The sequence below is a fragment of the Halomonas sp. PAMB 3232 genome (genome assembly GCF_031954225.1).
Taxonomy (GTDB): Bacteria; Pseudomonadota; Gammaproteobacteria; order Pseudomonadales; family Halomonadaceae; genus Vreelandella.
In genome coordinates, this window is sequence record NZ_CP134865.1 from 2750574 (window position 1) to 2772549 (window position 21976).

Below are 21976 nucleotides of genomic sequence, written 5' to 3' on the forward strand. Positions count from 1 at the left end.
TGCTGCATTGCGTTGATGCTCTAGAGCATAGCGCGCCATCAAAACGGCTCAAGCGGATGTTTTACCCTTTACCGTTCGAGAAAATAGAATCTCGCGGGCAACGCTCGCCGACCGCCTCTTTCAGCACCTGAGCCATGGCGTGGGTCGCGGGGCCCGCCCGGTCCCGATCCTTGAAGATCAGCTGAAACGGGGCTTCACGCGTGCCGCCGGCGGAAAGCGGCAAGGCCTTGAGCTCGCCGCGCTCGAGCTCGGCGGCGATGCGGGTGATCGGCATCCACGCGAAACCGAGCCCACGCTTGATCATGTCGAGCGACGTATTGAGATGGCTCACTGTCCAGCGCTGCTCGGCCTTGAGCCAGCCGGCATCGACAGACTCTCGTGTCGCCGAGTCGCGCACCACCAGCTGGCGGTACTGTGCCAAATCACGCAGGTCGAGCGAGCGCTCCAGTCCGTGAAGCGGGTGCGACGGGTGCGCCACTGCGATAAAGCGCACGTTGACCAGCGGCTCGCCCAGAAAGCCTGGCACTTCCATCCCGGAAATCACTAAATCGGCACTGCCGTCGAACAGCATCTCGACACCGCCATTGAGCACGCTCTCAAAAAGCTGAACCCGCACCTGCGGATAAGCTTCGGAAAAGCGCTCCAGCGCCTTGGCCTGGGCGTCTGCCGGAAATACCTGATCGATGGCGACGGCCACTTCGGTCTCGAGCCCTTCGGCCAGGCGCAGGGCTATGTCCTCGATGGAGGCGGCGCTTTCGATCAGCTGGCGCGCCCGGCGCAGCAGAAGCTCGCCGGCCTCGGTCAGCCGCACCTGCCGCCCGACCGGTTCCAGCACCTGTACGCCCAGCTGCTCTTCAAGTTTATGCACCGCGTGATTGAGCGTGGAAGGACTTTTATGTATGGCTTCAGCGGCGCGTGCAAAACCGCCATGATCCACAACCGCAGCGAGCATGTGCCACTGTGCAAGGGTTACCCGAGACATTTCGATTTCCTCGACGCTTAAAGCGTATTTGTGCGCTTGGTCTTCGAAAAAACCATACCAGAATGGCAGTGACGGCGAATAGACACGGTACCCTTCCTTTACGGGTTAAAAAATCAAAAAAACAAGGGAACTTTTCTTAAAACATGTATAACATCGCCCGATATCGCAGACTCGGCCGTTTCTCGGTCAATATGGCTTGAACGTTACAAAAAAAAACAAAATACCGGGAGTCACGCATTTAATCGTTAGTGCGCATTTAATTAGCGGCCTAACAAGCAAACCGTACCGCCAATTGACGGTGTTCAATAGCGAACATCCCGCGGGCACTCTTGTACAAAAAAGCGCGACACAACTCGTACTCTCTGCAGGCCAAATGCGTGATGATTCTTTGTCTTCACCCGAGCCAAAGGGGCAGCCCGTCAGCGTTTGCTTGACGAATCTTGTACATTGCGCTTTACACCCCGACACTCCTGTCTATATTTTAAACGAGAAACGATACAAGTCGTCACCCCTGTACAAGCTGTTTTCAGGGGTACCGGCAACGGGCAAACTATTGAAGCAGAATTAGCAAACACTGTTTCCTTTGAACGCCCCGTCTCACGGGCTTTCGCGCTAACGCGAAAGTTCGCTTTCTGTATGCAAATACAGTCTATTCACCCCCTACCCCATGGGGTATTGTTCCCGAGCTTGTTCATTTTTACGTTCATTTTAACTTCGAACTCGGCGGTCAATTTACCCATGTTGCGAATCCTCCATTCGCTGCCTCGCACGCATAAGTTATTACTTTTACCCGTGGCCACGATGGTCACAGTGCTGGGCACACAGAAGCTGCTAACAACGTATCAAGACCTGAATTCCCCACGTACTTCGCTTGAAAGCGTGCTGGTTCCGCTTTCAAGCGACGCCGTTGCAACGGTCCCCTCCCTGCACCAGGAGCGGCGCCCGGTTGCCGAAGCGATCGACCGCGCCTCTCGCGCCATCGACGCGACTCGCGAACAAATTCCGCTCAAGGACCTCGCGCCTCGTGAAATCGTGGATCTCGACGTCATTGCGACCGCGGAAGCCTCCATGGCCAGCGAAATCGACGCCCGACCCCAGCTTGACGATGGCGCCATTCACATGGCGGTCGTGTTCGGCACGCTGACCAGTGGCATGCTCAATATCGACGACCCGAGCGCCTACGGCCCGGTCGAGATTGCCGATGCCTCTTCTGCCGACATCGTCGATGATGCTACCTCTTACGAGGACTACGGCATCGAGCTGTTCGACGACATCTCGTTTCTCGACCTCGAACTCGCCGCCGAAGAGCCTTACGTTCCCGAGTGGCAAACCCACATCGTCGAGTCAGGGGAAACCTTTGCGCTGGTCGCGCAAAACGAGCTGGGGCTGGGTTACAGCGAAGTCGCCGCGCTACTGGACGACATGCCGGACCCGCGGATTTTGACCAACTGGCGTGCGGGTAACAGTTTCGACTACAAGGTCGACGAAGATGGCCGCCTACTCTCGCTTCGCATGATGAAGGATATCCGCGATGGCGTGCTGCTCGAGCGTGACGACAACGCCTTCGCTTCGACCGTGATCGAACGCCAGGGCGAGCCGGTGCAGCGCCTGTTCGCCGGCAGCGTCAGCGGAAGCTTCGCGCGCTCCGCTCAGGCCACCGGCCTTTCGAGCGGCTCGGTGACCGAACTGACTCACCTGCTCGAGCAGAAGCTCGATTTTCGTCGCGACAGCCGCCGGGGTGACCGCTTCAGCGTGTTGGTCGAGTCCGACATGATCGACGGCGAAACGCTGGACTCACGCGTGCTGGCGGTTCAGTACGACGGCGAGCGCATGGATCTGACCATGGTTCGCAACGCCGGCGATGACAAATTCTACACGCCGGACGGGAGCGGATTGGAGCCGGGCTTCGCGCGCTACCCCTTCGAAGGCAGTTACCGGCTCTCCTCCAACTTCAACCCGCAGCGTCGTCACCCGGTGACCGGTCGAATCAGCCCCCACAACGGAACCGACTTCGCCATGCCCATCGGCACGTCGGTCGTCGCGCCGGCGGACGGTCGCGTCGAGCGGGTCGCCAACCACGCCGCCGCGGGCCGCTACGTGGTCATTCGCCACGACAACGGCTACCGCACGCGCTACCTGCACCTCTCCAAGCCCCTGGTCAGCGTCGGCGAGCGCGTCACCATGGGCGAGCGCATCGCGCTTTCCGGCAACACCGGCCGCAGTACCGGTCCGCACCTTCATTACGAAGTCATCGTGAACAACTCGCCGGTCAACGCCATGAACGTGGAGCTACCGGAATCGTCAGGCCTGTCCGGCGATACGCTGATCGCTTTCCAGAATCAGGCCGAGCCCATGCTGGCCGCGCTTGAAAGCGGCGAAACCGGCACCGTTAGCGTCGCCAACTACCAGCGCGGCGAATAACTCAATCACCGCGCACGAAAAAGCCGCCTGTCGAGGCGGCTTTTTTCGTTTCACGCGGGTTGACGTTCCACGTTAATTTACGTTCTACACCGATTTATCTTCGACGCTCGCGGCGGGCGTCATACCGGGCGGCTGAGTGCCGCCAGGAGTGCATCGTCGTGGCGGTAGATATCGTCGCGAAACTCGATTTCCCCTTCGGCGTTGGGCCAGGCCGTCAGGTAGTGAAGCTGTACCGGAATGCGCTGGGGCAGACTCACGTTCTGATCGCTGCGCCCACGCTGGATCAGTGAATTGACCTGGTGCTGACTGCCGCTATCGCGAAGCAGCAGCTGCGCCAGCTCACTGATGCCTTCGACCCGGATACAGCCGGAACTCAGCGCGCGATCGGCGCGCCCAAACGCCGCTTTCGAAGGCGTATCGTGCAGATAGATCATGTCGTCGTTGGGAAAGCGCACGACCAGGCGCCCCAGTGGATTGCTGCTGCCCGCCACCTGGCGCAGCATGACCCCGCCCGGGTTTTGCCAGTTGACCGATGACGGGTTTAGGCGCTCACCGTCGGGGCTCAACACCTGAATGTTACGCGCAGAAAGATAGTCCGTATTGCTACGGACTCGTGGCAGCACGTCCTCGCGCATGATGGTCGGCGGAATCGTCCAGGTCGGATTGATGGTGAGGTGACTGATCGAGGAGTGGATCATGGGAGTCGCGCGCTGGGGCGAGCCCACCACGACTCGAGCATTCCACTGCTGGCCGTTGGGCCGCTGATAGTGGAGCTGGTAACCGGCCACATCGACCCATACGCGTGCGTCGCCATCGAAATGCGCCAGCCAGCGCGCCCGCTCGAGATTGATGCGCAGCTGATCGATACGCGCCGATAACGGCGTATTGAGCGCGTGTCGCGTGCGCTCGCCGACCACCCCGTCCGCCTCGAGCAGGTGCCGGCGCTGAAAGCGCTTGACCGCGCTTTCCACCGTGGCGTCGAAACGGCGCTGGTTGTCGTCGCGCACTCGGGCATCGATCATCGGGTAAGCGTCGTCATCGGCGGCAACCAGACCATTTTCACCCCAGAGGGCGAGCCGCTCGCGCAGCGTCACCACGTCATCGTCGGTGTCGCCAAGTCTGAGCGCGGCTTCGCGGCCGCCTAGATAAGGCGCGCTCGCCTCGCCGCGGCGCTCGAGCGCGCGATACTCACTCAGGGTCTGGCGAAGCTTACGGTAGGCACTCGACTGCGGTCGCGCCGCTTCGAACGCCGCCTCCACATCGCCCTGGGCCAGCGCCATGCGCACCTGGCCCATGCTGTAAGTACGCACCGGACGCTCGCCGCTCCACTGCGATCCCAGCGTCTGCGGGTCCACCTTGCCGCGCGAAAGATGATCGAGCGCCAGCAGCAACGCTTGTGTGGCCTTGATATCGAAGCGCGCCTGAGCGGCGGCCCCCATTTGCTGGCTCAGCTTGAAATCGTCGACGAGCTCCGCACCGCGGTAGTCGCTGGGGGTCAGGCCGTCTTCGTCGAGTCGTGCTATCGCCGCCGCGAGAGACTCCACCCGCGCGGCATCCTGCCACACCCGCTGATTCTCCCGGCCCTGATAGAACTGCTGGAGCGGCTGATCGTTGGCGTAAGCGTTTAACTGCTGGGCAAGCGCCGGTTGAGCCGATGTGTCGGCGTAGGCATGATGGATGGCGTGCGGCAGCGGCAACAGCGCGGCGACCATGACGGCGCGCATCGCCCAGTGGTGGATCGATGCATTCTCGTTCATAACCCCTCCATGGGTTACTATGCAGCGTCGCATGCCAACCCAATAAAGATACGACATGCGCAACTGACGTTTGGTTTTGCCAACACCGGTTTCAACCTCGAACCCGGCGCTATTGCCCTGCCACGGGCCTGTAAACGCAGGCTAGTGAAAAAAGCCTTTTGCAAACGGGCTGGACGGGCACTGGCGCGACCAACAATGGCTTTATCGCTCGGCGTACCCCTAATGATAGTAGGTCTGACACTATGCGGCTCGGATTAGGCATTTTTTCACGTTTACTCATTCTTTCCATTCCGCTTGCAAGCACCGCGGCTCACGCGGACTCCTCCCCTTTCTACGCTCAAATGGACGCGGTAAAACCCGCCGGCGTCTCTTCGCTCAACCATCAGCTTCAGCTGCTCGCCCCGGAGGCCACCCCCAGAGCGCTCGAGCTCGCCGCCCAAGCGCTCTCCTGTGCCGACCCCGGCGCCGAGCGCTTGGCCGTCATCGACTATTCGCTGCCCTCGACCGAAAAACGCCTGTGGGTCTTCGATCTGGCGCACAATCGGCTGCTGTTCAAGGAGCTGGTTTCCCACGGGCGCGGCTCGGGTGACGCTAATGCCGAGGTGTTCTCCAACGTCCCGGAGAGCCACCAGTCCAGCATCGGGCTCTTTCGCACCATGAACAGCTACTACGGGCGCAACGGCTACTCGCTGCGCCTGGACGGGCTCGAGGCCGACGTCAACGACCAGGCCTTTGATCGCGCCATCGTCATTCACGGTGCAAGCTATGTCAGCGACGACTTCATCACCCAGACCGGGCGGCTGGGCCGAAGTCACGGCTGCCCCGCGGTGCGCGAAGAGGTCACCTACCCGCTGATCGATAGCCTGAAGGAGAATCAGTACGTCTTCGCCTACTACCCGGACGCGCAGTGGATAGAGAATTCCGCGTTTCTGCGCTGCCCCAACGGCGGGGCCGGCATTTACCAGCTCGCCGCCTCGACGCACTAGCCTGGCCAATCAAGACCGCCGCCGCGCGGCGCCGTTGAAGCGCCCGCTTTCGCGGTGGTTTTTTTCTGCCAGGCTTAGACTTTCGAAGCAACCAGGCGAGGAGGCGGCATGGCGAACGCGAAAACGCTGGATCTGGCGCTACAGGGCGGCGGTGCTCACGGCGGCTACACCTGGGGGGTGATCGACCGCCTGCTGGAAGACGACCGCATCGAGATCGAAGGCATTAGCGGTACCAGCGCCGGCGCCATGAACGGGGTGGTCATGGCCGATGCGCTGACGAGAGGCAACAAGGAGACCGCCCGCCAGGCGCTGCGCGATTTTTGGCAGGCGGTCAGCCGCGCCGGCATGGCAAGCCCAATCCGCCGCTCGCCGCTGGATATCCTCACCGGCAACTGGAGTCTCGATCAGTCGCCAGGCTATGTCGCCATGGATTTGATGAGCCGGCTCGTCTCGCCCTACCAGCTCAACCCGCTGAACCTCAATCCGCTGCGCACGATCGTTGACGAGCATATCGATTTCGATCGGGTGCGACGCTGCGACCAGCTCAAGCTGTTTGTGGCCGCTACCAACGTGCGTACCGGCAAGCAGCGCGTCTTTCGCCGCGAGGAGATGACGCTGGACGCGGTCATGGCCTCGGCCTGTTTGCCCTTTGTGTTCCAGGCCGTGGAAATCGACGGCGAGGCTTACTGGGACGGCGGCTACATGGGAAACCCCGCGCTGTTTCCGCTGATGGAAGAGTGCGGCGCTCGCGACATCATGCTGGTGCAGATCAACCCGATCAGCCGTGACACTCTGCCGACCACCGCCTCGGCGATCATGAACCGCCTGAACGAGATCACCTTCAATGCCGCGCTGATCAAGGAGATCCGCATGATCGCCCTGCTCAAGCACGCTCTCAACGAGCAAGGCATCGAAAACTGCTACCAGCAGGCGCTGTTTCACCGCATCAGCGGCGAGCAGGCGCTCGAGGATCTGTCGGTGTCGAGCAAGATGAACGCCGAGTGGCCATTCTTGTGCCACCTGTTCGAGCTGGGCCGCGCCGCTGCCGACCGCTGGCTCGATGAGAACTTCGATGCCCTCGGCGAGCGCTCCACGCTCGATATCGATACCGTCTACATGAACGAATAGCCGCCCCGGGCGCCCCATTTTGATGCAGCGACCCCGCATCACGGCGCGCCCGCTCTCCCCTCCCAAACGCTAATACGCTGTCATTTCGATAAAAATCGCCGTCTGGCGACATAATTGCTTTGTATTTATCGATAACGACAGGCGTGGACCAGGCCCAACGGGTACGAGTGCGTCGAGTAGGCCTTCAAGGGCGAAGGCGTCTTCTCGTACGCCGCCGGCGCGAAAGCGCGGCGGTCTCAAAACTCGTTCGCGCTTGGTGAGGTTCCCATGGATATTCGCAACAAGGCTAATCGGATTCGCCTGTTCAGCTTTTCGACGCCGCAGATGCGCGCTTTTCACTTCTCCTGGTTTGCCTTTCACATCTGTTTTTTCGGCTGGTTCGGCATCGCCCCGCTCATGGCGGTGGTGCGCGACGATCTGTCGCTCACGCAAACCCAAATCGGCAACACCATCATCGCCTCGGTGGCGATCACCGTTATCGTACGGCTCTTGATCGGTGTGCTGTGCGACCGGCTGGGGCCGCGCAAGACCTACACCGGGCTGCTGCTGGTGGGCTCGCTGCCGGTCATGGGTATTGGCCTGGCCGACAGTTTCGAAACCTTTTTGCTGGCCCGGCTGGCGATCGGCGCGATCGGTGCCTCGTTCGTCATTACCCAGTACCACACCACCATGATGTTCGCCCCCAACGTGGTCGGCACGGCCAACGCCACCAGCGCTGGCTGGGGTAACCTGGGCGGCGGCACGACGCAGATTCTGATGCCGCTGATCTTCTCGGGGCTTTTGATGCTGGGTGTCAGCGAGACGCTCGGCTGGCGCCTGGCCATGGTGGTGCCCGGCGTGGTGCTCTTCTTTACCGGTATCGGCTACTGGTTCTTCACTCAGGATGCGCCGAACGGCAGCTTCGCCGAGCTGAGAGCCCGGGGCGAACTACCAAAAGCCTCCGGCGAGTACGGCGCAATGAGCAGCTTTTTGTCCGCGGCGAAGGATATCCGCGTGTGGGCGCTGTTCGTGGTGTACGGGCTCTGCTTTGGGGTCGAGCTCACCATCAACAACATCGCCGCGATCTACTTTTTCGACCACTTCGAGCTGACGCTGGCCACCGCCGGCCTGATCGCGGGGCTGTTTGGCCTGATGAACATTTTCGCGCGCACCCTGGGTGGCGTGTTTTCGGATCTGTTCGCCAAACACGGCGGGCTGAAAGGCCGGGTGCGCTGGCTGTTTATTGCGCTGGTGTGCGAGGGCATCGCGCTGATCGCCTTCTCCCAGATGCACGTATTGAGTCTGGCGATCGGCATCATGCTGGTCTTTAGCCTGTTCGTGCAGATGGCCGAAGGCGCCACGTTCGGCGTGGTGCCGTTCATCAATAAAAAGGCGCTGGGCGCGGTGGCGGGTATCGTCGGCGCCGGCGGCAACGTCGGCGCGGTACTGGCGGCGTTTCTGTTTCGAAGCGAAAGCCTGACCTATCAGCAGGGGCTTTTCTATCTGGGCCTGTGCGTGCTGATGCTGGCGGGTAGCGTGCTGGTGGTGCGCTTTAGCGATGCCACGGAAGCCGAGGAGGCCAGGGCCTATCAGGACGCGCTCGGCGAGCAAACCGGCGCAGGGGCGCTGTCGCTGCGCTAGACACTCACTCCCGGCCTTGCGACATCAAAGGGCCGGGCACACAAGGAGCGCTTCATGGCTTCTGGTCGCACACTGTTACTTACGGCACTGCGCTTTGATATCGACAACCTGCGCCACCTGGCGGCAGCGTGCGACATGGTGGGCGATATCAGCCGTTTCATTCACGTGCTTCAGCGTGAGCGCGGCGCTTCTACCATTTATCTTGCCTCGAAGGGCAAGCAGTTCGCGACCCGGCGCACCGAGTTCATGGCATGCAGCCAGCAGGCCGAAGCGCTGATGCGCACGCGGTTGGAAGCGCTTTGCGAAAAGCCGCGCCCCGAGGCCGGGGCACGGCTTTTGCGCCGAATCGCCACCGTCTGGATGGCGCTCGACGACCTGCCCCGGCTGCGCGAGGCGATCGACGCGCGCGAGCTAACGCCGGATGGCGCCACCCGGGCCTTCAACGACATAATCGGCGGGCTTTTGGCGATCGTGTTCGAAGCCGCGGACACCGCCGCCGACCCGGACATCACCCGAGCGCTGGTCGCCATCTTTCATCTGATGCAGGGTAAGGAGCTTGCCGGCCAGGAGCGCGCCTGCGGCGCCTTCGGCTTTACCTACGGACGCTTTGACGAGCCGCACCGGACGCTGTTCGAACGGCTGACCCAGGATCAAAACCGTTGCTTCGACATCTTTCTGGAATTCGCTGGCGCCAACACCCGGGAGAGCTGGCACCAATCGCTTTGTAAGCAAACGCTTACTTACATCGAGACGCTGCGCGAAAGCGCCCACCGCGGCGAACGTGCCCGCTCTGATAGCGACGCGCGCATGAGCGAAACCTGGTACGCGCTCGCCACGCAGCGCATCGATGGCCTGAAGCAAGTGGAGGACACCGCGATTCTTGAACTGGCCGCGCTATGCCACGTAAAAATCGAAGCGGCGCAGCGGGCTTTTGATGAGGCGTACACGCCCCGCGTGCGGACACAGCCTGCGCCGTGCGAGCAGCTTCTGGCGCTGGGCGAGGATCGCGCGCTCGGTGATCTCACGATCAGCGCGCTCGCCTCGCCGCTTAGCCGCTCGCTGATCGAGCTCACCCACGCCCAGTCCAGCCGCCTTCAAGGGCTTAGCGACGAGCTGGAAAACACCCGTAAGGCGCTTCGCGAGCGCAAGCTGATCGAGCGGGCCAAGGGGTTGATCATGGCGCACCAATCGATGAGCGAAGAGCAGGCGTACCGCTTTTTACGCAAGACCTCGATGGATCAGAGCAAAAGCATGGCGAGCATGGCACAGTCGATTCTGGATCTTTCGAGCATGCTATCGCGCCCAACGCCTTGACGGCGGGCCTTGACCGGGCGCGGCGGGTTTGCAACATCCAGACCCATTGACCATGCTAAAAGGCCCCGTTGAAACATTGGCAAGGAGCGCTACCCATGCAGGATCGTGTCATTCTCATCACCGGCGCCTCGAGCGGTATCGGCGCCGCGACGGCGCGCGCGGCCGCGCGTGAAGGCTACAAGCTGATACTCGCCGCGCGCTCGACGGACAAGCTCGAAGCCCTTGCTCAGGAACTGGGACGGGAAAATCTATTGACCGTCGAGCTCGACGTTACCGATATGGAGCAGCAGCGCGCCATGGTCGAACTAGCGCTGGAAACCTTTGGGCGCATTGACGCGGTGTTCGCCAACGCCGGACAAGGCGGCTCGACCGGCGGCTTCAGCGAAGCCGACCACGCGCAGTGGAAGGAGATGATTCTCACCAATGTCTACGGCGTGGGATTAACGCTTCAGGCCTGCCTGCCGGCGCTCAAGCGCTCCGCGGGCCACGTACTGCTCACCGGCTCCGCCGCCGGGCGCACCACCATTCCCGGCTCGATGTACAGCGCCACCAAGTGGGCGGTCACGGGCATTGGCTATAATCTTCGCGAAGAGCTTCGCGGCACCGGCATTCGCGTCACGCTGATCGAACCCGGCATGGTCGATACCCCGTTTTTCGACGAGCCCCCGGAGCAGGCACTCGAGGACAAGGATATCGCCAACGCCGTCATCTACGCGCTGAACCAGCCGGCCCACGTGGACGTCAACGAAATTCTCATCCGCCCCACGCCGCTGCGCGAATAGTCATCCCCCGCCTTTGCGTTCGGCGGTATCGACAGCGTCAACAGCGCGCTGTCGATACCGCTCCCTTGTTTTAGGCTTGGCTCGCCCGCATAACAGGGTATTAACAAGCGGGCTAATGAGTTTTCTGAAAACATGAATTTCATGAAAACGACCATCGTCAGCCGCTTTTCACTCAACGTGCAGGTGAATCATGAGCCAACTCGCCGAGACCGCCCTATCGGTACTGGATCTGGCACCCATTCGCGAAGGCGGTAGCGCCGCCGAGACCTTTGCCAACAGCGTCGAGCTTGCAAAGCGCGCCGAGGGACTGGGCTACACGCGCTACTGGCTGGCGGAGCATCACAACATCGCCGGCATCGCCAGCGCCGCCACCTCGGTACTGATCGGCCACGTCGCGGGCCAGACCTCGACGATTCGCGTCGGAAGCGGCGGTATCATGCTGCCCAATCACGCGCCGCTGGTCATCGCCGAGCAGTTCGGCACGCTGGAAACGCTCTACCCCGGGCGCATCGACCTGGGCCTTGGCCGGGCGCCGGGCTCGGACGGTGCCACCATGCGCGCCATGCGCCGAAGCGCCCAAGCCGGTGTGGACGACTTCCCCGCCCAGCTCGACGAACTGACGCGCTACCTGGGCGACGCCGCCCCGCATCAGCAGGTCAAAGCGGTGCCCGGCCAAAGTACCCATGTGCCCATCTGGCTGCTGGGCTCGAGCGGCTACAGCGCCCAACTCGCCGCGCGTTTGGGGCTACCGTTCGCCTTTGCCGCCCAGTTCGCGCCGGGCTACCTGTTCGAGGCGCTGCGCCTTTATCGGGACAACTTCCGCCCTTCTGACGTGCTCGACAAACCCCACGCCATGGTCGGCATGCCGGTGATCGCCGCCGACACCGACCAGATGGCGCACTACCTGGCCACCACCGCCCAGCAGAAGTTTCTCAACCTGATTCGCGGACGGCCTACCACCTCACAGCCGCCGGTCGAGCAGCTCGATTGGACGCCGATGGAGCAGGCCCAGGTCAGCCAGTTCTTGGGCGCAGCCATCATCGGCGGCCCGGATACCGTCAAGACGGAACTCGAAGCGTTTCAGGCGCGCACTGGCGCCGATGAACTGATGATCAACAGCGACTTCTTCGACCAGCAGGACCGGCTAAGAAGCTACGAAATCGTCATGGAGGTCGCGCGCTAGCCTCATCTTTCCTTTAGCGGCAGCGGTGCCAGGCATCGCTGCCTGAATACTTTAACGTCAGCGGATAGCGCCATGTCTGATCACACCATCGCCCCCATGACCCGGGAGGACTTCATCGCTTTCTGGCCGGTTTTCCACGACATCGTCAGGGCGGAGCAAACCTACGCCATCGACCCGGCAATCGACTTCGAGGCGGCCTATGCGCTCTGGTGTGAAGCGCCGCTGGCCAGCCGGGTCATCAAGGACGCTGAAGGCACGCTGCTGGGCGCCTACTACCTGAAGGCCAATGCGGCGGGGCCGGGCAACCATGTGTGCAACTGCGGCTACATGGTCTCCCCCGCCGCTCGCGGCCAAGGCGTTGCCCGCACGCTGTGCGAGCATTCTCAAACGCTGGGTAAGGAGCTTGGGTTCAGTGCCATGCAGTTCAACGCCGTGGTGGCCAGTAACGAAATAGCGGTGGCGCTGTGGCAGCGGCTCGGCTTTGCGATCGTGGGGACGGTGCCGGGTGCCTTTCGCCACCCAACGCTTGGGCCGGTCGATACCTACGTGATGCACAAGTTTTTGTAGCCTCGACTGCTCGTCTTACGCCTTTGGGGGTGAAAGCCTGGCGCGACGCTCCAATAATTTTACCCATGGTTGCAATCGGTTACATGCAAACGGCGCGCTTTTAGGGTAGCTTCACAGGCATATCCGGCGGCCAAATGTGGCCTGCTCTTATCAACCGGCTGGCCAACGTTCTCCCATGGGGCATTTTTTCGCAGAGTGGTCCTCGCGCTTTTCACTGCGCACGCGCTTTATCGCCCTGATCGCCGCGCTGGTGTTCGCGACGACGCTCATGCTGGGCTGGGTCGCCTCAAGGGAGTCGGCTCAGCAACTCGAAGCGCATATCGGCTCGGCCTCTTCCCGCGCCGCCTACCAGATGGTGAACATGCTCGATCGCAGCATGGACGCGCGCATCAAACAGGTGAACCTGCTGTTAGCCATACAAACGCTTGGCCGCGATACGCAGCCACACGTGCTCAGACGCCAGCTCGAACGCCTGCAGGATAGCTTCAATATCGTTTCGTGGATCGGGCTGACCGACACCCAGGGCACGGTGCGCGTGGCCACCGACGGCATTCTCGAGGGCCTCTCCATCGCCCACCGCCCGGTGTTCGTCGAAGGTCAGCACCGGCCCTGGGTGGGCGATGTGCACGAAGCGGTCATGCTGGCAAGCCTGCTTCCCAGCCCCACCGGCGAAGCGCTCAAGTTCGTCGATATCGCCACCCCCGTGCACGACCGAAGAGGAGAGTTCAGCGGCGTGCTCGCCGTTCATTTGAGCTGGGAGTGGGCGGAGTACATCGAGCGCACCCTACTCGCGCCCGCCGAAAAGCAGCAGGACGCCGACCTGCTGCTGCTCTCGAGCGACGCCACGGTGCTTTTGGGCCCACACGAGCTGCTGGGCCGCTCGCTGAATTCGCTCAAATACGTTCCTCGACCGGGTAACACCACGCCTAGCTGGGCGGTCGAAACCTGGCCCGACGGCCAGCGCTACGTGACCGGTTACGCCAGAAGCGGCGGCTTCGAGGATTTCGAAGGGCTTGGCTGGGTGGCGATCAGTCGCCAGCCCGTGAGCGACGCCTTCGCCCCTGCCAAGCGGCTTCAAGCGGCGATCATGAGCATCGGGCTATTGCTGGCGGTCGTGTTCGCGGCGGTCGGATGGTGCGGGGCCTCCTTCATCGTGGCGCCGATCAAGCGCCTGGCTCAAGCCGCCGACCGTATCGGAGAGGGGGATCAGGCGGGCATCATCCCGCTGGAGCGCGGCGCCAGCGAATTCAAGCGCCTTTCCGTTTCGTTGCGCGAGATGGTGGGGCGGCTGTCGGATCAGCGCCAGACCATCAGCCGGCTGGAGGATTTGGCCAATAGTGACCCGCTGACCGGCCTACCCAACCGCGCCTTCTTGATGCAGTACCTGCAGCACGCCGTGCCCGAAGCGCAGCGCCATTTACAGAACATGGTGGTGATGTACATCGACCTGGATGGCTTCAAGCGGGTCAACGATGAGCTTGGCCACCACGCTGGCGACCTGCTGCTCATCGAGATCACCAACCGGCTGAAAAACGCGCTGCGAAGCGGCGATGTGGTAGCACGCCTGGGCGGCGATGAGTTCGTCATGGTGCTCAAGACGCAGCCGGAGTATCTCGAACCGCTCACCCATGAAGTGGGAAGGCGGCTGCTCAATGCCATCGAGCGCCCCATTCAGCTCGCCGAGGGGCAAACGGCCACCGTCGGCTGTAGCCTCGGCGCGGCCTGGTGGCCGCACCACGGCGAGCACATCGAGACGGTGCTAAAGCTTGCCGATAACGCGCTCTACGCGGCGAAAAGCCAGGGCAAGCACCGGCTGGTCATTCATCGCCCCGGCCGCTAGCGCCACGACACCGCTCGAGCGCACTCTGGGCGGCATCGCTGCCCATGGCCGAGAGCTTCTCGATGTTGCGCTCGGGGATCGCGTCGGTATCGCCATAGAACGCGATCGCTTTCTCGACGCTCGCCTCGCGCAGGATGTGCACCATGGCGTAGGGCGAGCGGTTGGTGTAGTTGGCGGCGTCTTCCGGGTCGGCATCGGCGAAGCAGTAATCCGGGTGAAAGCTCGCCAGCTGAAAGATACCTTCGAAGCCGAGCTCCTCGACCAGATGTTCGGCGAGCTCGAGAAAATCCAGGTAGTGATCGAAGCTCTTGAACAGCGTCGGCAGTACCAGAAGCGTGGTTTCGACCTCGTCGTGATGGGTGAGCCAGTCGAGCTCCGCAGCCAGCTCCTCGAGCGCCACTTCGATCTTTTTGGAGCGTACCACCTGCACCCGCACGCGATCCGCGTCGAGCTCGCGCTTGGCGAAGGGGCAAATATCGTGCGCGACGATAAACGTTCGTACCCAACAAAGCGTTTGCTCGATTACTACCTCATCCGTTACCGCCATGGCGCCCTCTTCCATTATCACTTTCTGTCGTCACTGCCCGTTATAGCCGCCAGCCTACGTGTGCTGGCGGTAGTGCGCCAGCGCAACCTCAAAAGATTGGCGAATATGATCGTCCATCAACTCCCGGCCGGCCTGGACGTCGCGGGCAAGCGCCAGTTCCACCAGTTTTTGGTGCTGATCGTCCAGCGGCTGACGGATCACCGGTGGGTTGGCGCCCAGCCGGCGGTAGCGGTCGAACTGGTCGTGGAGCTGCTCGATGAAGCGAATCAGCCATGCCGAGCCACAGGGGGCGACCAGCGTGCGATGAAACCGGGTGTGCAGCGCCTCCCAGGCCTCACCCATGTCCTGGGTTTTATCCGCGCGCTTGAGCCGGTGAGCCGCGCCCAGCAGGTCCGCCTCCCACTGGGCGTCGCCCTGGGCGATGGCGCGCTCGAACGCCATGCCCTCGAGCTCGAGGCGAAGCCGCGTGATGTCCTCGAGCTCGGCTTCGCTAAGCCCGGGCACCCGAAAACCACGCTGGTTCTCCTGCACCAGCAGCCCAAACGCGGCGAGCTTGTTCAGCGCCTCGCGCAGCGGGCTAAGCCCCACCTGATAGCGCTCTCTCAGCGCATTGATCGCCAGTTTCTCTCCTGCGGCGAAGCGCCCGCGCACCAGATCCTGACGCAGCGTCTCAAAAATGCGGCTCGAAGCCGTGCCGCCAGGCGGCAGCGCATCGTTGTTCATGGTGGCGTCTCCAAACAGTGATACGAAATACGCGGTGATAAAAATCGTCGAGATGATATGCTTTAAAAAAATAATCGATTTTTTTATAAAACATATGATAAAACGCCTTTAACGATGGCGCACCGCTTTTCTCAAAAGCCTTCGACAAAACGACGACGTACAAGAGCGATCACTTCGATGACACTACCGGCACTATTTTGGGCCTTTTTTCGCGTGGGCATTTTCGGCTTCGGCGGCGGGCCGTCGATGATTCCGCTGGTTCATGCCGAGGTAGTCAAGCGTCACGCGTGGCTCACCGACGAAGAGTTTGCCGACGTTCTGGCGATCGGCAACACCCTGCCCGGCCCGATTGCGACCAAGATACCGGGCTATATAGGCTACCGGGTAGGCGGCACGGCAGGATGTCTCATGTCGGTGCTGGCCGTGATCGGCCCGATGATCGTCGCCATGATCGTGATGCTCGGCGTGTTCAGCCGCTACCGCGATGTCGGCTGGATTCGCGGCATGGGTCAGGCGGTGATTCCGGTGGTCATGATCATGATGGGTCAGTTGACCTGGGACTTTTGGGAAAAATCCAAAGCCTCGCTTGGCTGGCTTATAAGCATTGCCATCGCCCTGGTGGCCGGCGGGCTGATCTATGGGCTCGGGGTCCACCCGGGACTCATCATCGGCGCCCTGCTCGCCTCGGCGCTCCTTTCGCCCAAGCGCAAGCCAAACGCCGCTCGACAAAAGCCTCCGGAGGAGTCCGCATGATTTACTGGGAGCTTTTTCTGGCGTTTTTCATTCCCAACATCATTGGCTATGGCGGCGGCCCGGCCATCATCCCGCTGATCGAGGCCGAGGTGGTGGGTCGCTACGGCTGGATGACCTCCCAGGGCTTCGCCGAAACCCTGGCACTGGGCAACGCGCTGCCAAGCCCTATCGCCACCAAGATGGCCGGCTACATCGGTTATGAGGTCGCCGGTGCCCTGGGGGCGCTGGTGGCGGTGCTGGCCACCGTGGTGCCGTCGCTTCTGCTCATGCTCGGGGCGCTCGGCCTTCTTTACCGCCACCGCGAATCGCCGCGCGTCAAACGCATGAGCCAGTGGGTGCGCCCGGTCATCGCCGTCATGATGGCCTGGCTCACGCTGGGCTTCTTTCTGGAAGGCGTTGAAAGCGCCGGTATCATTCATACGCTTTTGATCGGCATCGCAGCCGCCGCAGCACTGGTCTGGCTGAAAGTTCATCCGGCATTCGTCGTGATCGGCGCGCTGGTCTATGGAGCCCTTTTGCTCGGGTGACGACTTGCCCCGTTGTGGATGCCTTACTGCGTTAGAGAAGTACCCAATTAAAACAACAACTGGATGCACGCGCTCGCTACTCGGCTGTTTCGGCAGCCACCCAACACACCACCTCAATCATAAAGGTGTATAAAAATGACGCGTTTCACACTCTTCCCAAGCACTACCCTGACCGCCATCGGCCTGAGCTGTGGCCTTGCGTTGAGTTCGCTGGCCCAAGCGGATTACCCCGAACAGGATATACGCCTGATCATTCCCTACGGCCCCGGCGGGGCTACCGACATCATCTTCCGTTTGGTGTCGCAGAAAGCCGAAGAGACTCTGGGCGAGTCGATCGTACCGGTCAACATGGCCGGCGCCGGCGCAACGCTTGGTTCGCGCAACGTTAAGGATGCAACCCCCGACGGCTATACGCTGCTGGGCAGCCACGACACCATCGCGCTATCCAACCTCGCGGGTATGGTCGATTACTCCTATGACGCCTTCGAGCCGGTCGCGCTTCTTACCCAGACAATCAATATCCCGACCACCTATTCCGGTCACGAGGTGCAAAGCGCCGACGAGATCGCCGACTACGTAAGCGAGCATCCGGGCCAAGCTCGCTTCAGCATGATCCCAAGCTCGACCGACCATTTCTTCTGGGCGCAGTTCTTCCAGAAGGCGGGTATCGACATGGCCGACATTCGCCTGGTGGGCTACCCCGACACCGGTGAACAGGTGTCGGCGCTGATGGCCCAGGAAGTCGACTTCGCCATGTTCAACTTGCCCTCCGGTGGCGCCTTCTATGAAGACGGCTCGTTCCGCGCGCTGGGGATCGCGCACCCGGAACGCCTCAAGAGCATGCCGGATGTACCTACCCTTCGCGAACAGGGCATCGAGATGGATCACTCCACGAGCCGGGGTATTTTCGCGCCCAAGGGTACTCCGCAAGAGATCATCGATACCATCGCCCAAGCCTATGGCGAGGCGCTCGAGGACGAGCAGCTCCAGTCGCGTATCGAAAACGAGTTCGGCTCGATCGTGCGCTTTCTCGCCGGTGACGAGTATCAGACGTTCTTGACCGAAAATCAGCAGTCACTTTCCCAAGCGGCCGAGAACATCGATTTTCAGAACTGATCCGACCGTCACGTCACACGCAAGCCTCCAGGTACTGCCTGGAGGCGCTGGAGGCCTAGAACATGCTTACCCTAACGAAAGACCGGGCGCTTTCGCTCGCGCTTTTGGTGATAGTGGCTGCCATGTGGGTGGAGTCCGGCTCGATTCGCCCGCCCACCTCCTGGCAGCCCTATGGCTCGGCGCTGTTTCCCCGCATATTGCTGGTCACCATCGCGGTGCTATCACTTCTGGTGCTGGTGCGCTCCTTCATGGTTTCTCAACGCGTGGCATCGCCCTTCATGAGCCGCGCCAAATGCTGGCTTAACGAACGCAAGATCATTCTGGCGCTGTTCGCGCTGTTCGGCTTCTATGCGGCGCTGCTGCCAGTAGTCGGCTATATCATGGCGACCGCAGGCTTTTTGATCGTCTCCCAAGCGCTACTGCTGGGTATCGACACCCGGCGAAAGTGGGTCATCAACCTGAGTATCAGCGTTGTCCTGGTGGCGCTTTTGTACGTCATCTTCCGCTACGGGCTCAACGTCTGGCTGCCCTAACGTCGAGGTACAACTCATGACCAATTTCTTTCTTCAGGCGCTGGCCGAAGTGGGCAGTCCCTCGGTACTGGGTCTGATCGTCATCGGCGTGCTATTTGGCATCATCGGCGGCAGCATTCCCGGTTTTACCGTCACCATGGCGATTCTGGTGGTGTTTCCGTTTACCTTCGCCATGGATCCGGTCAGCGGGGTGTCGCTGATGGTGGGGGTCTTCGTCGGCGGCTATTCCGGCGGTATCGTCTCGGGGGTGATGCTGGGCATACCGGGCACGCCCTCTTCCATTACCACGGTGTACGACGGCTACCCTATGGCCCAGCGCGGCGAACCCGGGCGGGCACTGGGCATCGGCATCGTGGCATCGTTTCTGGGCACGATCATCAGCGTGGCGGTGCTGGTCTTCTTCGGTCCGTTGATCGCCGGGTTCAGCATGAACTTTCGCCCTTGGGAGATCACCGCGCTGATCGTATTTGCGCTGACGCTGGTGGCGGGGCTTTCCAACGGTGCGCTGTTGAAAGGGCTTTTGGCCGCGGCCATCGGCCTGTTGATCACGACCGTCGGGTATGATCGCAACAGCAACCTGCGTTTCGACTTCGGCCTGCCGGCGTTGGGCTCGGGCTTTGAAATTCTGCCCGTCATGATCGGGGTGTTCGCCTTCTCACAGCTGCTGGGCAATATCGAAAAGCTGCGCGATACCCAAGGCGATCAGCAGAAAATCAACACCAACGTCACCATTCCCTACCGGCTTATCCTTAAGGATATGGGCGCGCAAAAGCTCAATACCCTGCGCTCTTCGCTCATCGGCAGTCTGATCGGCGCACTGCCCGGCACCGGGGGCACCGTGGCCAACTTCGTAAGCTACGATCAGGCCAAGAAGTTTTCTCGTCATCCGGAGGAGTTCGGCAAGGGCACGCCCAGCGGTATCGTCGCCTCAGAAGCCTCCAACAGCGCCGTGGCCGGCGGCGCCTTCGTGCCGACGCTGGCGCTGGGCATTCCGGGCGATCTTCCCATGGCGATTATGATGGGGGTCCTGATCCTTCACGGCATCACGCCAGGTCCTTTGATGTTCGAGCAAAACCCGGTGCTGGTCGGCGCGATCTACGTGAGTCTGCTGATGGGGGCGGTCATCATGGTGCTTTGCAACCTGCTGCTGATGCGCTGGTTCGCCAAAATATCGTTGATTCCCCAGCAGGTGCTGGTACCGGTCGTCCTGATGCTCTGCGCCATCGGCGCCTACGCGCTGAACAACAACCTGTTCGATATCTGGGTGCTGTTCATCTTCGGCGTGGTGGGGTACCTGCTCTGGAAAGCCGAGGTGCCGCTGACGCCTCTGATACTCGGTGTGGTGCTGGGCAACAACCTGGAGCGTCAGCTGTTTCGCGCGCTCGAGCTCGACGCCAACTGGCTCACCTTCCTGACCCGGCCGCTGTCGGCGCTGTTTCTGGCCTTGGCGGCGGCGTCCATCGTGTTCTCGCTTTATCAGGACCGCAAGGTCAGGCGCGCCAGACAGGCAGCAACAGGCAATACACCCTAAGCGCCCTAGAGCGCACCATGAGGAACTTGACATGCAACACGACGCTCTTTACTACCCCAGCGCCTCGCGGCGAATGACCACCTTTGGCAAGCGCGGCATGGTGGCCACCTCCCAGCCGCTGGCCGCCCAGGTGGGCATCACCATTTTGCAGCAAGGCGGCAACGCCGTGGATGCGGCGATCGCCACCGCCGCTGCGCTGACCGTGGTGGAACCTACCTCCAACGGCATCGGCAGCGACGCCTTCGCGATCGTCTGGGTGAACGGGAAGCTGCACGGATTGAACGCCAGCGGCCAGGCGCCGAAGGCCGCCACCATCGAGGCGATGAAAGCGCTGGGCCATGACCGGATACCGAGTCACGGCATGCTGCCGGTCACCATTCCCGGCGCCCCGGCCGCCTGGGCGGCGCTGTCCGAGCGCTTTGGCAGGCTCCCCTTTGCCGAGCTGTTGGCACCGGCCATCGCGCTTGCTGAAGAGGGTTTTGCAGTCACCCCGGTGATTCATCAGATGTGGGCCGAGGCGGTTCATACCTACGGCGCTTATGATGACCCCGCTTTTACGGCCTGGTTCGACACCTTCGCGCCCAACGGCCGCGCGCCGCAGCCCGGCCAGACATGGGCCTCCCCCGGCCACGCCGAAAGCCTCAGGGCGATTGCCGAGACCCGCGCCCAGACGTTTTACACCGGCGAGCTCGCCGAGCGTATCGATGCGTTTTCTCGCGAACACGGTGGCTTGCTGCGTAAGGAAGACCTGGCCGGTTACGCGCCGGAGTGGGTCGACCCGATCGGCGTGCGCTACCAGGGCCATGATATCTGGGAGATTCCGCCCAACGGCAGCGGGCTGATCGTACTGCAGGCGCTGGGTATGCTCGACCAACTCGAAGAGAGCAGCGATACGGTCGAGACCCTGCACCGGCGCATCGAGGCGACCAAGCTCGCCTACATGGACGGCTTCAAGCACTTGACCGAGCGCGGCGCCATGGCGCACACCACCGAGCAGCTCTTGAGCGACGAGTACCTGAAATCGCGCGCCGCGCTGATTGGTGAGCAGGCTGTCGACCCGACCCACGGCAACCCGTTTCAGGGCGGCACGGTGTATCTCGCCACCGCCGATGAGGAAGGCAACATGGTGTCGTTCATTCAGAGCAATTTTCACGGCTTTGGCTCGGGCATGGTCGTCCCGAAAACCGGCATCAGCCTGCAAAACCGCGGTAGCTCCTTCTCGCTCGACCCGGACCACGCCAACGCGCTCGCCCCCCACAAGCGCACCTACCACACCATCATCCCAGGCTTTATTACCAAAGGCGATCAGGCGGTGGGCCCCTTCGGCGTCATGGGCGGCTACATGCAGCCCCAGGGCCACGTGCAGGTCGTCACCGGGCTTTTGAACGATGGGCTCAACGCCCAGGCGGCGCTGGACATGCCGCGCTGGAAGTGGGTCGAAGGTAAAACCATCGAGGTCGAAGCCGACTTCCCCAATCACCTGGCGCTGGCGCTTGCCCGGCGGGGGCATAAAATCGTCAAGGTCGCCGATTCGATCAGCTTCGGCCGTGGCCAGATCATTTTGCGCAATGCCGAGTCCGGCGTGCTCCAGGGCGGGACCGAGCCGCGCACCGACGGCGCGGTGCTGCCACTTTGAGCCCATAAGCGCAGGATCACCTGGAGGTCC

19 protein-coding genes are annotated in these 21976 nt (G+C 61.9%); 15 read left to right on the forward strand and 4 right to left on the reverse strand.

Annotation, left to right across the window (positions count from 1 at the left end):
* Positions 1-61 precede the first annotated feature (61 nt).
* The gene (locus RN346_RS12635) at positions 62-982 is read right to left on the reverse strand and encodes a LysR family transcriptional regulator (RefSeq protein WP_263586475.1); all 921 of its coding nucleotides are present in this window, start codon (positions 980-982) and stop codon (positions 62-64) included.
* Between the two features lie 738 nt (positions 983-1720).
* Between RN346_RS12635 and RN346_RS12640 the strand changes: the two genes are divergently transcribed.
* Positions 1721-3403 carry a peptidoglycan DD-metalloendopeptidase family protein gene (locus RN346_RS12640; RefSeq protein WP_311961296.1) on the forward strand — a complete coding sequence of 561 codons (1683 nt, stop codon included), beginning with the start codon at positions 1721-1723 and terminating at the stop codon, positions 3401-3403.
* Positions 3404-3522: 119 nt separating this feature from the next.
* Here RN346_RS12640 and RN346_RS12645 read toward each other — a convergent pair whose 3' ends face one another.
* Positions 3523-5160, reverse strand: a complete 1638-nt coding sequence (locus tag RN346_RS12645; RefSeq protein WP_311961297.1) for a L,D-transpeptidase family protein — start codon at positions 5158-5160, stop codon at positions 3523-3525.
* A 242-nt stretch (positions 5161-5402) separates the two neighbouring features.
* Between RN346_RS12645 and RN346_RS12650 the strand changes: the two genes are divergently transcribed.
* The 8 genes from RN346_RS12650 (at position 5403) to RN346_RS12685 (ending at position 14580) form a co-directional block, all read left to right on the forward strand.
* The gene (locus tag RN346_RS12650; RefSeq protein ID WP_311958447.1) at positions 5403-6146 is read left to right on the forward strand and encodes a murein L,D-transpeptidase catalytic domain family protein; all 744 of its coding nucleotides are present in this window, start codon (positions 5403-5405) and stop codon (positions 6144-6146) included.
* 108 nt (positions 6147-6254) lie between these two features.
* Positions 6255-7274, forward strand: coding sequence for a patatin-like phospholipase family protein (locus tag RN346_RS12655; protein ID WP_311961298.1), 1020 nt, complete (start codon positions 6255-6257; stop codon positions 7272-7274).
* Positions 7275-7541: 267 nt separating this feature from the next.
* The gene (locus tag RN346_RS12660; RefSeq protein ID WP_311961299.1) at positions 7542-8894 is read left to right on the forward strand and encodes an MFS transporter; all 1353 of its coding nucleotides are present in this window, start codon (positions 7542-7544) and stop codon (positions 8892-8894) included.
* 54 nt (positions 8895-8948) lie between these two features.
* Positions 8949-10208, forward strand: coding sequence for a nitrate- and nitrite sensing domain-containing protein (locus RN346_RS12665; protein WP_311961300.1), 1260 nt, complete (start codon positions 8949-8951; stop codon positions 10206-10208).
* Between the two features lie 95 nt (positions 10209-10303).
* Positions 10304-10990: an SDR family oxidoreductase gene (locus RN346_RS12670; RefSeq protein ID WP_263586468.1), complete on the forward strand. Its 687-nt coding sequence runs from the start codon at positions 10304-10306 to the stop codon at positions 10988-10990.
* A gap of 190 nt (positions 10991-11180) precedes the next feature.
* Entirely contained in the window at positions 11181-12173 is a 993-nt protein-coding gene (locus tag RN346_RS12675) for an LLM class flavin-dependent oxidoreductase (protein ID WP_311961301.1), read from the forward strand.
* 72 nt (positions 12174-12245) lie between these two features.
* Complete coding sequence (locus RN346_RS12680; protein ID WP_263586466.1) at positions 12246-12740, forward strand: GNAT family N-acetyltransferase; 495 nt, start codon at positions 12246-12248, stop codon at positions 12738-12740.
* Between the two features lie 175 nt (positions 12741-12915).
* A complete protein-coding gene (locus RN346_RS12685; protein WP_263586465.1) occupies positions 12916-14580 on the forward strand; it encodes a diguanylate cyclase domain-containing protein in 1665 nt (554 codons plus the stop codon).
* On the opposite strand, the gene RN346_RS12690 is transcribed toward RN346_RS12685, so the two are convergent.
* A complete protein-coding gene (locus RN346_RS12690; protein WP_263586464.1) occupies positions 14558-15127 on the reverse strand; it encodes a DUF1415 domain-containing protein in 570 nt (189 codons plus the stop codon). The genes RN346_RS12685 and RN346_RS12690 overlap by 23 nt on opposite strands.
* Before the next feature lie 54 nt (positions 15128-15181).
* Positions 15182-15850, reverse strand: coding sequence for an FCD domain-containing protein (locus RN346_RS12695; RefSeq protein WP_311961302.1), 669 nt, complete (start codon positions 15848-15850; stop codon positions 15182-15184).
* A gap of 177 nt (positions 15851-16027) precedes the next feature.
* Here RN346_RS12695 and RN346_RS12700 point away from each other — a divergent pair, with 177 nt between their 5' ends.
* The 6 genes from RN346_RS12700 (at position 16028) to RN346_RS12725 (ending at position 21946) form a co-directional block, all read left to right on the forward strand.
* Positions 16028-16603 (forward strand): chromate transporter, encoded by a 576-nt coding sequence (locus tag RN346_RS12700; protein WP_311961303.1) that lies wholly within the window; start codon positions 16028-16030, stop codon positions 16601-16603.
* Positions 16600-17130 (forward strand): chromate transporter, encoded by a 531-nt coding sequence (locus tag RN346_RS12705; protein WP_311961304.1) that lies wholly within the window; start codon positions 16600-16602, stop codon positions 17128-17130. The genes RN346_RS12700 and RN346_RS12705 overlap by 4 nt, the downstream gene beginning before the upstream one ends.
* A gap of 135 nt (positions 17131-17265) precedes the next feature.
* Positions 17266-18246: a tripartite tricarboxylate transporter substrate binding protein gene (locus RN346_RS12710; protein WP_311961305.1), complete on the forward strand. Its 981-nt coding sequence runs from the start codon at positions 17266-17268 to the stop codon at positions 18244-18246.
* A gap of 62 nt (positions 18247-18308) precedes the next feature.
* The gene (locus RN346_RS12715; RefSeq protein ID WP_311961306.1) at positions 18309-18779 is read left to right on the forward strand and encodes a tripartite tricarboxylate transporter TctB family protein; all 471 of its coding nucleotides are present in this window, start codon (positions 18309-18311) and stop codon (positions 18777-18779) included.
* Between the two features lie 16 nt (positions 18780-18795).
* On the forward strand, positions 18796-20310 hold the full coding sequence (locus tag RN346_RS12720; protein WP_311961307.1) for a tripartite tricarboxylate transporter permease: 1515 nt from the start codon (positions 18796-18798) through the stop codon (positions 20308-20310).
* Positions 20311-20341: 31 nt separating this feature from the next.
* Entirely contained in the window at positions 20342-21946 is a 1605-nt protein-coding gene (locus RN346_RS12725) for a gamma-glutamyltransferase family protein (protein WP_311961308.1), read from the forward strand.
* Positions 21947-21976: the final 30 nt, after the last annotated feature.

Excerpts from the sequence above, each read along its gene's own strand:
- RN346_RS12635 (WP_263586475.1), bottom strand. The coding sequence starts at position 982 with ATGTCTCGGGTAACCCTTGCACAGTGGCACATGCTCGCTGCGGTTGTG.
- RN346_RS12640 (WP_311961296.1), top strand. The coding sequence starts at position 1,721 with ATGTTGCGAATCCTCCATTCGCTGCCTCGCACGCATAAGTTATTACTT.
- RN346_RS12645 (WP_311961297.1), bottom strand. The coding sequence starts at position 5,160 with ATGAACGAGAATGCATCGATCCACCACTGGGCGATGCGCGCCGTCATG.
- RN346_RS12650 (WP_311958447.1), top strand. The coding sequence starts at position 5,403 with ATGCGGCTCGGATTAGGCATTTTTTCACGTTTACTCATTCTTTCCATT.
- RN346_RS12655 (WP_311961298.1), top strand. The coding sequence starts at position 6,255 with ATGGCGAACGCGAAAACGCTGGATCTGGCGCTACAGGGCGGCGGTGCT.
- RN346_RS12660 (WP_311961299.1), top strand. The coding sequence starts at position 7,542 with ATGGATATTCGCAACAAGGCTAATCGGATTCGCCTGTTCAGCTTTTCG.
- RN346_RS12665 (WP_311961300.1), top strand. The coding sequence starts at position 8,949 with ATGGCTTCTGGTCGCACACTGTTACTTACGGCACTGCGCTTTGATATC.
- RN346_RS12670 (WP_263586468.1), top strand. The coding sequence starts at position 10,304 with ATGCAGGATCGTGTCATTCTCATCACCGGCGCCTCGAGCGGTATCGGC.
- RN346_RS12675 (WP_311961301.1), top strand. The coding sequence starts at position 11,181 with ATGAGCCAACTCGCCGAGACCGCCCTATCGGTACTGGATCTGGCACCC.
- RN346_RS12680 (WP_263586466.1), top strand. The coding sequence starts at position 12,246 with ATGTCTGATCACACCATCGCCCCCATGACCCGGGAGGACTTCATCGCT.
- RN346_RS12685 (WP_263586465.1), top strand. The coding sequence starts at position 12,916 with ATGGGGCATTTTTTCGCAGAGTGGTCCTCGCGCTTTTCACTGCGCACG.
- RN346_RS12690 (WP_263586464.1), bottom strand. The coding sequence starts at position 15,127 with ATGGCGGTAACGGATGAGGTAGTAATCGAGCAAACGCTTTGTTGGGTA.
- RN346_RS12695 (WP_311961302.1), bottom strand. The coding sequence starts at position 15,850 with ATGAACAACGATGCGCTGCCGCCTGGCGGCACGGCTTCGAGCCGCATT.
- RN346_RS12700 (WP_311961303.1), top strand. The coding sequence starts at position 16,028 with ATGACACTACCGGCACTATTTTGGGCCTTTTTTCGCGTGGGCATTTTC.
- RN346_RS12705 (WP_311961304.1), top strand. The coding sequence starts at position 16,600 with ATGATTTACTGGGAGCTTTTTCTGGCGTTTTTCATTCCCAACATCATT.
- RN346_RS12710 (WP_311961305.1), top strand. The coding sequence starts at position 17,266 with ATGACGCGTTTCACACTCTTCCCAAGCACTACCCTGACCGCCATCGGC.
- RN346_RS12715 (WP_311961306.1), top strand. The coding sequence starts at position 18,309 with ATGCTTACCCTAACGAAAGACCGGGCGCTTTCGCTCGCGCTTTTGGTG.
- RN346_RS12720 (WP_311961307.1), top strand. The coding sequence starts at position 18,796 with ATGACCAATTTCTTTCTTCAGGCGCTGGCCGAAGTGGGCAGTCCCTCG.
- RN346_RS12725 (WP_311961308.1), top strand. The coding sequence starts at position 20,342 with ATGCAACACGACGCTCTTTACTACCCCAGCGCCTCGCGGCGAATGACC.